At 43.5% G+C, this 14,318-nt stretch carries 15 protein-coding genes; 11 read left to right on the forward strand and 4 right to left on the reverse strand.

The features are described 5' to 3' along the window. Window positions 1–14: 14 nt before the first annotated feature. Window positions 15–1,169: a cystathionine gamma-synthase gene (gene metB / locus QS795_RS16865; protein WP_154603280.1), complete on the reverse strand. Its 1,155-nt coding sequence runs from the start codon at window positions 1,167–1,169 to the stop codon at window positions 15–17. A 325-nt stretch (window positions 1,170–1,494) separates the two neighbouring features. Here metB and metJ point away from each other — a divergent pair, with 325 nt between their 5' ends. Next, a complete protein-coding gene (gene metJ, locus QS795_RS16870; protein ID WP_036950870.1) occupies window positions 1,495–1,812 on the forward strand; it encodes a met regulon transcriptional regulator MetJ in 318 nt (105 codons plus the stop codon). 88 nt (window positions 1,813–1,900) lie between these two features. Here the strand turns inward: metJ and QS795_RS16875 are convergent, their stop codons facing one another. Then, the gene (locus QS795_RS16875; RefSeq protein WP_154603279.1) at window positions 1,901–2,164 is read right to left on the reverse strand and encodes a hypothetical protein; all 264 of its coding nucleotides are present in this window, start codon (window positions 2,162–2,164) and stop codon (window positions 1,901–1,903) included. 38 nt (window positions 2,165–2,202) lie between these two features. Between QS795_RS16875 and QS795_RS16880 the strand changes: the two genes are divergently transcribed. After that, entirely contained in the window at window positions 2,203–2,928 is a 726-nt protein-coding gene (locus QS795_RS16880; protein ID WP_154603278.1) for an outer membrane protein, read from the forward strand. A gap of 257 nt (window positions 2,929–3,185) precedes the next feature. After that, window positions 3,186–3,920, forward strand: a complete 735-nt coding sequence (locus QS795_RS16885; protein ID WP_286272355.1) for an outer membrane protein — start codon at window positions 3,186–3,188, stop codon at window positions 3,918–3,920. A gap of 99 nt (window positions 3,921–4,019) precedes the next feature. Here the strand turns inward: QS795_RS16885 and rpmE are convergent, their stop codons facing one another. Next, entirely contained in the window at window positions 4,020–4,235 is a 216-nt protein-coding gene (gene rpmE, locus QS795_RS16890; protein ID WP_036950864.1) for a 50S ribosomal protein L31, read from the reverse strand. Between the two features lie 225 nt (window positions 4,236–4,460). Between rpmE and priA the strand changes: the two genes are divergently transcribed. From priA to rraA, 7 genes are all read left to right on the forward strand, one after another. Beyond that, the gene (gene priA, locus QS795_RS16895; protein ID WP_286272354.1) at window positions 4,461–6,659 is read left to right on the forward strand and encodes a primosomal protein N'; all 2,199 of its coding nucleotides are present in this window, start codon (window positions 4,461–4,463) and stop codon (window positions 6,657–6,659) included. A gap of 289 nt (window positions 6,660–6,948) precedes the next feature. Next, entirely contained in the window at window positions 6,949–7,977 is a 1,029-nt protein-coding gene (gene cytR / locus QS795_RS16900) for a DNA-binding transcriptional regulator CytR (protein WP_286272353.1), read from the forward strand. Window positions 7,978–8,049: 72 nt separating this feature from the next. Continuing rightward, window positions 8,050–8,880, forward strand: a complete 831-nt coding sequence (gene ftsN, locus QS795_RS16905; RefSeq protein ID WP_318626657.1) for a cell division protein FtsN — start codon at window positions 8,050–8,052, stop codon at window positions 8,878–8,880. 167 nt (window positions 8,881–9,047) lie between these two features. Continuing rightward, on the forward strand, window positions 9,048–9,578 hold the full coding sequence (gene hslV / locus QS795_RS16910) for an ATP-dependent protease subunit HslV (protein ID WP_006660514.1): 531 nt from the start codon (window positions 9,048–9,050) through the stop codon (window positions 9,576–9,578). Between the two features lie 11 nt (window positions 9,579–9,589). Beyond that, on the forward strand, window positions 9,590–10,924 hold the full coding sequence (gene hslU, locus QS795_RS16915; RefSeq protein WP_108479178.1) for an HslU--HslV peptidase ATPase subunit: 1,335 nt from the start codon (window positions 9,590–9,592) through the stop codon (window positions 10,922–10,924). A gap of 185 nt (window positions 10,925–11,109) precedes the next feature. Further along, window positions 11,110–12,027, forward strand: coding sequence for a 1,4-dihydroxy-2-naphthoate polyprenyltransferase (locus QS795_RS16920; RefSeq protein ID WP_154603275.1), 918 nt, complete (start codon window positions 11,110–11,112; stop codon window positions 12,025–12,027). A gap of 119 nt (window positions 12,028–12,146) precedes the next feature. Beyond that, a complete protein-coding gene (rraA, locus tag QS795_RS16925; protein ID WP_154603274.1) occupies window positions 12,147–12,665 on the forward strand; it encodes a ribonuclease E activity regulator RraA in 519 nt (172 codons plus the stop codon). Window positions 12,666–12,893: 228 nt separating this feature from the next. On the opposite strand, the gene zapB is transcribed toward rraA, so the two are convergent. Continuing rightward, on the reverse strand, window positions 12,894–13,133 hold the full coding sequence (gene zapB, locus QS795_RS16930; protein ID WP_154603273.1) for a cell division protein ZapB: 240 nt from the start codon (window positions 13,131–13,133) through the stop codon (window positions 12,894–12,896). Window positions 13,134–13,438: 305 nt separating this feature from the next. Here zapB and QS795_RS16935 point away from each other — a divergent pair, with 305 nt between their 5' ends. Beyond that, a complete protein-coding gene (locus QS795_RS16935; protein ID WP_154603272.1) occupies window positions 13,439–14,269 on the forward strand; it encodes an MIP/aquaporin family protein in 831 nt (276 codons plus the stop codon). Window positions 14,270–14,318 lie beyond the last annotated feature (49 nt).

A 14,318-nucleotide genomic window follows, 5' to 3' on the forward strand; every position in this document is an offset into this window, starting at 1 on the left:
AAACTCCGCTAACGTTATGACGCAACCTTAAATGCGTGGCTTAAATCTGCGATAAGATCCTGACTATCTTCAAGACCAACTGAAATGCGCAGTAAACTATCAGTAATACCTGCTGCGGCTCGCGCTTCAGGAGACATGCCTGCATGGGTCATGGTCGCCGTATGGGAAATCAAGGTTTCTACACCACCGAGAGATTCCGCTAATGTAAACAAGCTCAGCGCCTGTAAAAACTGACGAAGTTGCGCTTCATCGCCTGCAAATTCAAAACTTAACATTGCACCAAAGCCAGATTGTTGCGCGGCGGCAATGTGATGTCCCGGATGATCACTTAAGGCAGGATAATATATTTTCTTCACCAGCGGCTGAGTTTTAAGATATTTTACGATTTCACCTGCATTATGCTGCTGCTGTTTTATACGAGGCAACAGTGTTCTCATACCTCTGAGTAACAGGTAACTATCAAATGCGCCGCCAGTGACACCGATATTATTCGCCCACCACGCTAATTCTAGAGCCCATTTCTCTTCTTTTGCAATCACAGCACCCGCAATAATATCTGAATGACCATTGAGATATTTTGTACAAGAATGTACAACAAAATCAGCACCTAACGCTAATGGTTGCTGTAATGCGGGGCTTAAAAATGTGTTATCTACCACCACCAAAGCCCCTGCTTGGTGCGCAAGCGTCGAAATATGTTGGATATCGTAAATTCTCAGTAACGGGTTGCTTGGGGTTTCGATGAGTACCAGTTTGGGTTTTCTCGCTAATGCCGCTTGCAACGCAGATTCGTCGCCTTGGTCAACAAATTCAACCTGATAAGCCCCTTTTTGGCTCAAGCTGTTAAATAAGCGGTAGCTGCCGCCATAACAATCGTGAGGGGCAACGAGTAAATCACCCGGCTGTAATAATACCGTGCATAATAGATGGAGAGCCGACATCCCGCTGTTAGTCATTACGGCACCACTTCCGCCTTCTAGCTGTGCCAGTGTTCGCTGCACAATATCTCGCCCAGGATTGCCACGACGGGAGTAGTCATGGGTTCTCGGCTCATTGAAATCCGTAAAATTATAGGTGCTAGATAAATAGATGGGAGGAACAACGCAACCAAATTGCGAGTCTTCATTGAGTCCATTATGTATCGCGATAGTGGATGCTTTGTATGTCATGAGTGTCTCTCCAAGTATGGGATAGCTCAAATCATACTCAAAGCAAATTTAGCCGTCAACATGTCCAGACGTCTAAACCTCTTTACGTTTATAACAACTAATGGAATAATCAGCCATAATAATTATGTGCCAATGGATAGTTAGACCACATTACCGGCATATAAAAAGACTTAATTTATTGATTTTAATATGCATTAAATAATAACTTAAGCCCTTTATTCTTAACCCGTATGCTGAGTGTATCTTGAAAAAAATTCATCTTCAGGATCAGGAAACTGACACTCGTATATTATTTTATTATCAATGAATATATCCAAGGTATCTCATGGCTGAATGGAACGGTGAATATGTCAGTCCGTATGCTGAACATGGCAAAAAAAGCGAGCAAGTCAAAAAAATTACAGTATCGATTCCTTTAAAAGTACTGAAAATTTTAACTGATGAACGCACTCGTCGTCAGATCAATAACTTGCGCCACGCGACTAACAGTGAATTACTGTGCGAAGCCTTTTTACATGCATTTACTGGTCAACCGCTGCCGGATGATGATGATTTGCGTAAAGAACGCAATGATGAGATCCCTGAAGCAGCAAAAGAAATCATGCGCGAGCTGGGTATTGACCCAGAAACTTGGGAATATTAATCCTTCTGCGTCTTTCTTTAACACTCGGCTTACTGATGTAGGTCGAGTGTGACTTATCTTAGTCACCTATTTCACCTAAATAGCACTCTTACCCGCTGATCCCCCCATCATTTATTTTCATTATCTTCATGCTGTTAAGCAATTTCATTTGTTGCCGATAACCAATATACGCCTTTTGCCATGGATTAATCTTTTGGGCACTTAATCCGTCAGATAAAGCGCGATTTTTCTTTCCTCTAAAGACTATTTTTACAGCTAAATGCTTAATTATATTAAAAAACAATAAAGCCTGCTGTATATCAAGTTTTATAGGGATCCTGCATAGATAAATTAAATAGTTATCTATACTCATATTGCGTGATCCGAATACATAGCTAAATGGAATTTATAATGAAAAAAATTATTGCCGTATCTCTACTCAGTTTGGTGTCTAGTGCTGCCTTTGCAGGGGCAGAAAGCCTGTATGTCTCAGGTAAAATCGGGGCTTCAATTGTCCAAGTTTCCAATCAAAAATGGGAAACCAGTGATAACGAATTTGAAAAAACCAATCTCGGAAATACCAATGATTCTGTTTTCGGTGGCAACATTGCCGTCGGTTACGATTTCTCTAAAACCACCACGTTACCTCTGCGTACTGAACTTGAATTTGGTATGCGAGAAAAAGCCTCCACTAGCCATAATCTCAACTCTTTCAATGACCAAAAGGGTTTCAGCAGCTCCGATGATGTTAAAACTGATATCACCTTAAATACCGTGATGATCAATACCTATTATGATTTCAAGAATGACACCAAATTTACGCCATATGTCAGTGTTGGGTTAGGTATGGCAAGCATTAACCACAAAATGCGTTATGACTATAATGATCATGATGTCGGTTTAAACCAGTTCACCCACGAGAAATACACTAAATCCAAAACCACCACTAACTTTGCGTGGAGCGTCGGTTTAGGTTCACAGTACAGAGTGAATAATCACGTTTCATTAGATATGGGATACCGCTTCTTAGATGCAGGAAAATCTGAAGCGAGTTACTACGCAGATAGCCAAGAAAACACCTCAAAAGTGAAAGTCAGAAGCCATGACATTATGTTTGGTGTAACTTACCGTTTCTAAGGATTTTCAGTGAGCACCTTAATAAGCATTATTGAGGTGCTCACTCCAAAGCCAAATATTAAATCTAGATATTCACATTAAGATAAACATTTAATCTTTAATGTGTTGTGTTTTCAGCATTAAAAACCAAGAAATATTCGTTTTATTCTCACTTTTTAGCTCAATACCTCAAAGTTTCTTACACTGACTATAGCCCTTCCCGCATCACTTATACTCCAGTTAGGTTTCTGTCTGAAATAATTAACTGGTGCTTAATAATGAAAAATTTACTTTTAGCCTTGAGTTGCTTGTTGTTTGCTAATTTAGCAATGGCATCCAGTAATAACGGTGTGTATATATCAAGTAAAATTGGTGTATCTGTCTTGAATATATATGATTCTAAATTCGAATACAGCGATGAAAAAAAGCCCGATTATAAAATGCTGAAGTTTAATGATAAAAGTCATCCCGCTTTTGGTAATTTTATCGGTATTGGCTACGATTTTTATAATCAATTCTCTGTGCCTATCCGTACAGAGTTAGAAGTGGGTATGCGAGGAAAAGTGAGCAACACCCATAGCCTTAATGCACTTTCCACTGTTCCAAATAGTTCAGCTGAGATGAAAAACGAAGCCACACTGACAACTGTCATGCTGAATAGCTACTATGATATGAAAAACCAAACTGCCTTCACGCCATATATTTCTTTTGGGTTCGGATTGGCAAGTACGCGGTATGAAAATACACAACGGTCAGAATTCGAAATTTTTGGCCTTAAACAACGTTCCAATCAATCAAAATCAGATAGAATCAATAAGTTAGCATGGAGCTTGGGACTGGGTAGCCGGTATGCGGTCAGTGATAACCTTTCATTTGACTTAGGTTATCGGTTTACTGAGGCGGGGAAATATAAAATTTCCATGCAGAATGCTTTCGACAAAGATGCCACTGACACCTCAACCATAAACCTGGCCAGCCATGACTTTATGTTTGGTGTCGCTTACCGTTTTTAATACACCTAATTCGGTAAATTTTAAGCAATAAAAAACCTGTTCAATTGAACAGGTTTTCTTACTGAATACGTTAAATCAACTTCAACGTGACAGGTTTTATTACTTTTTAGCACCTGGGATGCTGAAACGCTGGTTGAAGCGATCAACACGACCACCGGTAGCAACATCACGTTGTTTACCAGTATAGAACGGGTGGCAGTTACCACAAACGTCCAGGTTCAGAGAGTGACCAGCTGTTGAGTTGATTTTCATTACGTTGCCGCAAGAACAAGTTGCAGTAACTTCTTCGTATTTAGGGTGAATACCTTTTTTCATGGGAGAACCTCTAATAAGGCCGTGTCGCCATTCCAGCCCTAACGCCGGACACCACACGTCGTGTTGATTAAATTTAGTTTATTGGCAAAACAAAATTAATTGATACCAAAGGCGGCGGATCATACAGAAAATCTGTTTATCGCGCAATGAAAATAGCATGATTTTTGTGGTACTCTAACAGAATACCCTCATCTTTTTGTATAAAAAACAGACGGAAATCCAGCTATGATCGTCGTTCAGGTGGCGTTACCTGTTCCTTTAAATCGCACATTTGATTATCTCTTGGGTGCAAATATGCCAGTCCCCGTCATCGGTGGGCGAGTCATGGTACCTTTTGGCAAACGCCAAGCCCTTGGTGTGGTTGTCAATCTGAGCGATAAAAGCGAGTTTCCCGAAGACCAACTCAAAACCGTGGAGCTAGTATTAGATTCACAAACTCTGTTCCCCGATGATCTCTGGCAACTGCTGCTGTGGTCATCTCAATATTACCATTACCCAATTGGCGAAGTGCTATTTCACGCGATGCCGACCTTACTGCGCCAAGGAAAACCCGCTGAGTTTACCCCGATCTGGCAATGGCAAGTGACTGAAGAGGGTCAGGCGGCGGATCTGAATGAACTAAAACGATCCCCAAAACAGCAGCAAGCGTTAGCGTTATTACGCCGCCGTCCGGTTTATCGCCATCAAGTTGGTGAGCTTGAAATCAGTGAAAGCGCCCTGCAAGCTTTGAAGAAAAAACAGTATGCCGAGTTGCATCCTGTTCAACCGGTTGCGGAAAAGTGGCAATCGCAATTTACCGTGAGTGGAGAACGTTTACGACTCAATAGCGAGCAAGCCACCGCTGTAGGCGCAATTCGCGCAGAAGATGATAATTTTTCGCCGTGGTTACTCGCGGGGATCACCGGATCAGGAAAAACCGAAGTCTACCTGAGCGTGTTAGAAAATATTCTGGCTCAAGGTAAGCAGGCGCTGGTATTAGTCCCTGAAATTGGCTTAACGCCACAAACCATTAATCGCTTCCGTGAACGCTTTAATGTACCTGTCGATGTTTTGCACTCTGCACTCAATGACAGTGAGCGCTTAGCGGTTTGGCTGCGCGCCAAGCAGGGTTCTAACGGTATTATCATCGGGACTCGCTCTGCCTTGTTCACACCATTTGCCCGTCTTGGCATTATTATTATTGATGAAGAGCATGACAGTTCGTATAAACAGCAAGATGGCTGGCGCTACCATGCCCGTGATTTAGCGGTTTTCCGTGCAAAAAAAGAAAATATTCCAATTATCATGGGAACTGCGACGCCATCACTCGAAACACTGAGCAATGTGCAACAGAATAAATATCGCCAATTAAATTTGACGATCCGCGCAGGCAATGCCCGTCCCGCTGAGCAGCATTTGATTGATTTAAAAGGACAGCCACTTAAATTTGGGCTGTCCCATTTACTGATCCAACATATTAAAAATCACCTCGCACAAAATAATCAGGTGATTTTGTTTCTAAATCGCCGAGGTTATTCCCCAGCACTTATCTGCCATGAATGTGGTTGGATAGCGGAATGCCAGCGTTGCGACCATTACTATACGCTGCACCAAAATTTTCATCAGCTACGTTGCCATCACTGTGATAGCCAGCGCCCTGTCCCACGCCAATGCCCACAATGTGGATCAACACATTTAGTCCCTGTTGGGATGGGAACCGAGCAACTGGAAGAAGGGATTTCCGAGCTATTTCCAGATGTACCCGTGACTCGTATCGACCGAGATACCACCAGCCGTAAAGGCGAACTGGAGCAACATTTGAACGCTGTGCATGAAGGCGGCGCACGAATTTTGATCGGCACACAAATGCTGGCGAAAGGACACCACTTTCCTGATGTGACTCTCGTGGCATTGCTGGATGTCGATGGCGCCTTATTTTCGAGTGACTTTAGAGCTGCCGAACGTTTCGCACAATTATATGTACAGGTTTCTGGACGAGCGGGACGAGCAGGCAAGCAAGGTGAAGTGTTCTTACAAACTCACCACCCAGAGCACCCTCTTTTGCTCACCTTATTAGAAAGTGGCTATAACGCCTTCTCCACAGAAGCCCTTGAAGAGCGCCGAGTGGCAATGCTCCCACCGTTTACTAGCCACATTCTTATTCGATCTGAAGATCATAATAATCAGGATTCAAGGCAGTTTTTACAGAATGTTCGCCAATATATTAGCCAGCACCCACAAAGTGACTCGCGCTTATGGATTTTAGGCCCTGCACCGTCCATTCAAGCTAAACGAGGCGGACGTTTTCGCTGGCAACTTTTATTGCAGCATCCATCACGCGCCTATCTGCAACAGTTTATGGCGCAATTATTACCTGAGTTACTAAAACAACCGGAAAGCCGTAAGGTAAAATGGAATATTGATGTGGATCCTACGGACGGTTAACAGCACTAACTTACCCTAAAAACGGGTACTGTAACTCACTGACTCCAATAACTAAACCATCATTTTTTCCATAAACGCATGGATTAAGAATTTGGATTAAGTGGTTATCACTATAACTATTTTCAAAATTTGCGAGGCAGCTCTAAAAAATGATGCAAGTCACACTTTTTATGCAAACTAGGTAACAGATATTATTGTGAAACTCTTTAGAATGTCTTTTAATTAGCAAATTGACGTGTTTGCGCCATTCAAAAAAAAGCAATCGATTAAATAGACAAAGGAAGGCGTTGTGGAAAGTAAAAAGCACAATAATACGGCGACCATGAAAGATGTCGCGAACGCAGCAGGCGTATCAACAGCCACCGTTTCTCGGACATTGATGAACCCTGAAAAAGTCTCCCTACAAACACGTCAAAAAGTTGAGCAAGCCGTCTTAGACGTTGGCTATTATCCTCATAACCTCGCCCGCAGCTATAAACGCAATGAATCCAAAACTATTCTCGCGATCGTCCCAGACATTAGCGATCCCTTCTTCAGCGATGTGATCTGCGGCATTGAAGAAGTGGCAGCCCACGAAGGTTACTTTGTGCTGATTGGCGACTGTAAACATCAGCAGAAACAAGAAAATGCCTTTATTAACCTAATAATTACCAAACAGATTGATGGCATGGTTCTGTTGGGATCTAACTTACCGTTTGATGTTTCAACCGAAGAACAAAAAAACCTACCGCCAATTGTGATGGCCAACGAATTCGCGCCGGAATTAAAACTTCCAACGGTGCATATTGATAACCTCACCGCGGCATTCAATGCTACCCACTACCTGCTAAAACAAGGTCATAAACGTATTGCTTGTATCGCAGGTCCTGAGGAAATGCCACATAGCCAATACCGTTTAGAAGGATATAAAAAAGCGATGTTACGTACTGGCGAAGGGCTAAAAGAGAGCTATATTGTGCGTGGGGATTTCTCTCATGAAAGTGGTGCTGAAGCATTAAAAACATTACTTTCATTGCCTGAGCCACCGACAGCCGTTTTCTGCCATACTGATATCATGGCATTCGGTGCAATGTGGCAAGCGAAGAAAATGGTGCTAAAAATTCCCGACGATATCTCTTTTGTCGGTTTTGATAACCTCGAGCAAGCCAAATACACCTTACCCGCACTGACGACCATCAATCACCCTCGCAGGGAAATTGGTCGCCACGCGATGCTATTATTGCTAGAACAGCTACACGGAAATAGTGTCACCGCAGGTTCTCGTCTCCTAGATTCTGATTTAATCGTGAGAGAGAGTACAAAAGCGCCTAAATGCTAGGCAAAATCGTTAAGGTTAAGTAACATATGACCTAAATAACGATTAACAACTGACAACTAGTGAATTAATAGCGTGGCACAAAAAGATTATGTAGCTCGAGGACGGTCGTCCGCTCGTAAAAAAGGCAAAGGCAAATCGAAGAAAGCCCAAGGGCTACCACTAACCACATTAATTGTGGCGGTCGCTATTGTGGTGTTATTCGTGGGTGGCCTATTTTTTATTACTCATAATAAAAAAGAAGCGCCTCAAACTGCACTCCCCACTCAAGCTGCAAAACCGGGTAGCACGCTGCCACCTAAACCTGAAGAACCTTGGCGCTATAAAAGAGAGCTGGAAGAGCCTTGGCAAGATTATACTTCGCCATCGCAACCTAGCACAAATAGTGGCAATATTCGTCAGTCTGATCTCACTACCGAACAGCGCCAGTTGTTAGAACAAATGGATTCTGATCGTCGTCAACCTGTGACCAACCTGCAAGAAGTACCATTTAATGGTAAGCCGGTACCGCGTTCACAAGTCGTGATCAACGAACCTGCTAAGCCGGTCGAAACTCCGACCCAACGCAAACCGTCGATTATTGAGCCAAAACCTGAAACACGCCCAGTTGCGCCAGTTCAGCCTGCCACAAAACCGGAAGTAAAACCTGAGCCTAAACCTGAAACAGCGCCTGTAAATAAAATGCAGAATATGCTCGTGCAATGCGGTTCATTTAAAACGGCAGAACAGGCTGAGTCAGTACGTGCCACTCTCGCATTTGCGGGTATCGAAAGTCGCGTCACCGCAGGTGGTGGCTGGCATCGTATCGTATTAGGCCCATATTCTAAGTCCACCGCTGAAAGCATGCGTGACCGTGCAGCAGGCGTTGGTGTGAGCGGTTGTATTCTTCGTGCTTCTGGGGGTTGAAAAATCCCCCCGTCCCCCCCATCTACTGTTTTAACGTACTCGTAAGCAGTTATTTTTGAGTTCAATCTCTTTCAAGTGATAGTGAATAGACCACTATCACTTGAAATTTATCTATCAAAAAATGAAATCAACTGCATTCTTTTTGTAATACAACCAGGGGCTAACTCATGACAACAATCGTAAGTGTTCGCCGTAATGGCCAAGTTGTAATCGGTGGTGATGGACAGGCGACGATGGGTAATACCGTCATGAAAGGCAATGTCCGCAAAGTACGCCGTTTATATAACGACAAAGTCATTGCAGGATTTGCCGGTGGCACCGCAGACGCATTCACTCTCTTTGAACTGTTCGAGCGCAAGCTTGAACTCCATCAAGGACACCTCACTAAAGCGGCGGTGGAATTAGCCAAAGATTGGCGTACCGACCGCATGCTGCGCAAATTAGAAGCGCTGCTTGCCGTCGCTGATGAACACACTTCATTAATTATTACGGGTAATGGTGACGTCGTTCAGCCTGAAAACGACCTGATTGCGATTGGCTCCGGTGGCCCATATGCACAATCCGCAGCACGCGCCCTTCTCGAAAATACAGACTTAAGCGCTCGCGAAATCGCGGAAAAAGCCCTCGCGATAGCGGGAGATATCTGTATTTACACCAACCATAATGTCAACTTTGAAGAAATTTCTTCAAAATCATAAGGATTGCTAGCATGTCCGAAATGACTCCACGCGAAATTGTCAGCGAACTCGACAACCATATTATTGGCCAACATAAAGCTAAACGTTCTGTTGCTATTGCCCTGCGTAACCGCTGGCGCCGTATGCAGTTAAATGAGCATTTACGCCATGAAGTGACTCCAAAAAACATTCTGATGATTGGTCCTACCGGGGTAGGTAAAACCGAAATCGCACGCCGTTTAGCCAAACTGGCAAATGCGCCATTCATCAAGGTTGAAGCTACTAAGTTCACGGAAGTGGGCTATGTAGGTAAAGAAGTTGACTCTATCATCCGCGATCTTACCGATTCTGCGGTAAAAATGGTGCGTTTACAGTCTATCGAGAAAAACCGTTATCGTGCCGAAGAGATGGCGGAAGAACGCATTCTTGATGTGTTGATCCCACCAGCAAAAAATAACTGGGGACAAGCAGAACCTGTTGATGAGCAATCACCAGCACGCCAAGCATTCCGTAAGAAATTACGTGAAGGCCAATTAGACGATAAAGAAATTGAAATTGAAGTTTCCGCAGCACCAATGGGCGTTGAAATCATGGCTCCTCCGGGCATGGAAGAGATGACCAACCAACTGCAATCTATGTTCCAAAACTTAGCAGGTCAAAAGCAGAAGCCTCGTAAGATGAAAATCAAAGAAGCTTTTAAACTGCTGGTGGAAGAAGAAGCGGCAAAACTGGTTAATCCTGAAGAGCTGAAAGAACAAGCCATTGAAGCCGTTGAACAAAACGGTATCGTGTTTATTGATGAGTTCGATAAAATCTGTAAACGTGGCGGTCAAAGTTCAGGCCCTGATGTGTCCCGTGAAGGGGTACAACGTGACCTGCTGCCATTAATCGAAGGCTGCACCATCTCAACTAAGCACGGTATGGTGAAAACTGACCACATCCTGTTTATCGCATCTGGGGCATTCCAAGTCTCTAGCCCATCTGATTTGATCCCAGAATTGCAAGGTCGTCTGCCAATTCGAGTTGAGCTCCAGGCTCTAACGACTGAAGATTTCGAACGCATCTTAACTGAGCCTAATGCATCTTTGACTGAACAGTACAAAGCGCTGATGGCAACAGAAGGTGTTAGCGTCGAATTCACCGCGGATGGTATTCGCAAAATTGCAGAGTCTGCATGGCAAGTGAATGAATCAACTGAGAATATCGGTGCGCGTCGTTTACATACTGTGCTAGAACGCCTGATGGAAGATATCTCTTTCGACGCCAGCGAGCGTGACGGACAAAGCATTACAATCGATGCAGAGTATGTTCGCCAGCACTTAGACGAACTGGTAGCAGACGAAGACCTGAGTAGATTTATTTTATAATCTTATTAATTATCAGGTTTTCATGTATCCTTAATGGATGTTAGCTAAAGTGCAGCAATCTTGCTGCACTTTTGACATATAAAATCCAACTTAATAAGAACATTTACTCCCAATAATTCAAACGGTCACTCAGCAGCAAAGCCACGTTACCCATTGAAATATCACGAGTACGGTGAATAAATTACATGAACTCATCTTCAATCAGCCGCAAACAAGCTTGGCTAGAAAGTTTACGACCAAAAACCCTGCCATTAGGGGTGATTGCCATCGTCACTGGATCCGCATTGACCTATTTCACGGGTAACTTTAAGTGGCCAGTCGCTCTGCTTTCTATTATCACAGCGGGCTTATTACAAATTTTATCTAACCTCGCCAATGACTATGGCGATGCGATTAAAGGTTCAGACACCGCTGAACGCATCGGGCCTCTGCGCGGAATGCAAAAAGGCGTTATCACCAAAGAAGATATGAAAAAAGCGCTGAAGCTGAATATCTTCGCGGCTTGCCTTTCTGGCCTATTGTTGATTATTGTCGCGTGCGAAAAACCAGAAGATGCCATCGGATTCCTTGGCTTAGGGTTAGTGGCTATCGTGGCTGCCATCACTTATACCGTCGGTAAAAAACCTTATGGCTACCTTGGCCTTGGGGATATTTCCGTTCTCATTTTCTTTGGCTGGTTAAGTGTGATTGGTACTTTTTACCTACAAGCGAACAGCTTTAATATCATCACTGTCCTGCCAGCAACAGCTTGCGGTTTACTGTCTGTGGCTGTTTTAAATATCAACAATATGCGTGATATTGAAAACGACATTAAAGCAGGTAAAAATACGTTGGCAGTGCGCTTAGGCCCACAAGGCGCGCGCATGTACCACGCCATTATCATCATCGTTTCCATCTTATGTTTGGTATTTTTCAATTTACTCTATTTAACAGGTTGGGCGGGCTGGTTATTCTTATTGGCGGTGCCAATGCTGATGAACCATGTGCGCAAAGTCCTTTCTGATCCTACCCCTGAAGGGATGCGCCCAATGCTAGAAAACATGGTGAAAATCGCTTTAGTCACCAACGTTTTATTCTCCCTCGGGGTTATCCTGAGTAAATAGTCTCAATTATTTGCTGTTTTTTTGACTTTTCCCGCTTATTTTCTGGCGGGAATTTTGCCAATCAGTGACTAAAAGGGATATACTGACCTTCCTCTTGCAGCAAAAAAGACCTAAATCCTATGAAATATGATACTTCCGAACTCTGCGACATCTACCAAGAAAGCGTTAATGTAGTAGAACCTTTATTCTCCAACTTTGGTGGACGTACTTCATTTGGCGGTCAAATCATTACAGTAAAATGCTTTGAAGATAATGGCATTCTGTATGATTTGCTGGAAGAAGACGGCCATGGGCGCATCTTGCTGGTGGATGGCGGTGGTTCAGTGCGTAAAGCACTGATTGACGCTGAACTCGCTCGATTAGCGGTAGACAATGGCTGGGAAGGTATTGTGGTTTACGGTGCCGTCCGTCAAGTGGATGCATTAATGGAGTTAGATCTCGGCATCCAAGCTGTTGCTGCAATCCCTGCGGGTTGCCCTGACGAAGGTATCGGCGAAAGCGATATCCGCGTTAATTTTGGCGGCGTGACGTTCTTCTCTGGCGATTATCTATATGCCGATAACACGGGTATGATTTTATCCGAAGAACCACTGACCCAAGCAGCTAACGACGATTTCGACGAAGCCATCGACGAATAATCCCCACCAAATTCCATAAAAAAGGCAGATATCACTATCTGCCTTTTTCTTTTCTGTTTTCCGTTTTTCACTTCTTTCAGAAAACACTTCTACATACCCCTACATTCCCAAAATAATTCGAGTCACAGGTAGGCGGCGAGTGGAGGATATCCCGATGAGCATACATAAGTATGTGATTCGGGTATCCAAACGAAGCCAACACCCCTGTGGCTTGAAGTATGAAGGGAATTAAACTTCTTCCATCTTGCCGAGAAGCGTCCGTAACCTCTCCTGCCAAGTTGCCTGCTCTTGCTTCAGCTGTTCATTTTCACGAACCAGTGATTCAGTACCTGATTTGTTGGTTTGTAACTCTTGGCTTAATGCACTGTTTTGTTCTTTCAGTTCATCAATTTCCATCTGCATTAATGCGATGGTATCGATGGCTTGCTGAACTTTGGATTCTAGTTTCTCAAATACTTCAAATGACATGTTCGGATCTCCCTTTATAAGCGCTTTCCCCCGATTGTAAGTAGCATGATCCTCTGTGTCCAGTGACTTACACTTGATTACAAACATTATTCTTTTAATTGTTTCGACCGTGACTATTCAAATGTTTGAATTCGACCTTAAAAATGATTGTTTGTTTTCGTTTTTTGGTGATTTGACACACAGTTTTCACAAATCGCAATATTCGATTATCTTTTTTCTCGCTAAATTAACAGAATAAATTTTCGCGAAGAAAATTTTACTCGTGCAAAACGCCCCCTATATTGACTATTGCAGGATGAATAATTATGAGCAAAATGACACCTTCAACACTGACAGGTCAGTGTATATCGGAGTTTCTTGGAACTGCTCTGTTGGTTTTTTTTGGTTTAGGATGTGTCGCAGCTGTACGTATTGCGGGTGCCCAGTTAGGCCTTTGGGAAATTAGTGTGATTTGGGGCTTCGGCGTCGCGCTGGCAGTTTACCTAACTGCGGGCATCTCTGGCGCTCACTTAAACCCTGCCGTCACATTAGCATTATGGTTATTCGCGTGTTTCGATAAGCGAAAAGTAGTTCCTTACATTATCGCTCAAATGCTCGGGGGCTTTTGTGCTGCTGCCCTAGTTTACTCCATGTATTCCCCTGTCTTTTTCGATTACGAACAAGTTCACCATATTGTTCGTGGCACGCAAGAAAGTTTATTTACTGCGGGTGTCTTCTCAACTTACCCTGCGCCACAAATCAGCGTGCTCCACGCATTCTTTATTGAAGTGGTGATTGCCGCCATTTTAGTCTGCTTAATTTTAGGTTTAACCGATGATGGTAACGGTGTTCCTAAAGGTCCATTAGCGCCATTATTGATTGGTATCTTAATTGCGGTTATCGGCGGCTCTTTTGGTCCATTGACTGGATTCGCCTTAAACCCAGCGCGTGACTTTGGCCCGAAAGTCGTGGCTTATTTAGCCGGATGGGGTGATATTGCCCTGACAGGTGGACGTGATATTCCTTATTTCCTTGTCCCATTGACTGCACCGATTGTTGGTGGTTTGCTAGGGGCATTCGGTTATCGCAAATTAATTGGTCGCCATCTGCCTTGCATGACTTGCGAGTCTGATGAAGAAGAGAAAAAATCCTCTTAATACCGTTTCTTATTTCCAAAACTGGGTTTACTTAAAACCAGATTAACCC

The sequence above is a fragment of the Providencia zhijiangensis genome (assembly GCF_030315915.2).
Lineage (GTDB): Bacteria > Pseudomonadota > Gammaproteobacteria > Enterobacterales > Enterobacteriaceae > Providencia > Providencia zhijiangensis.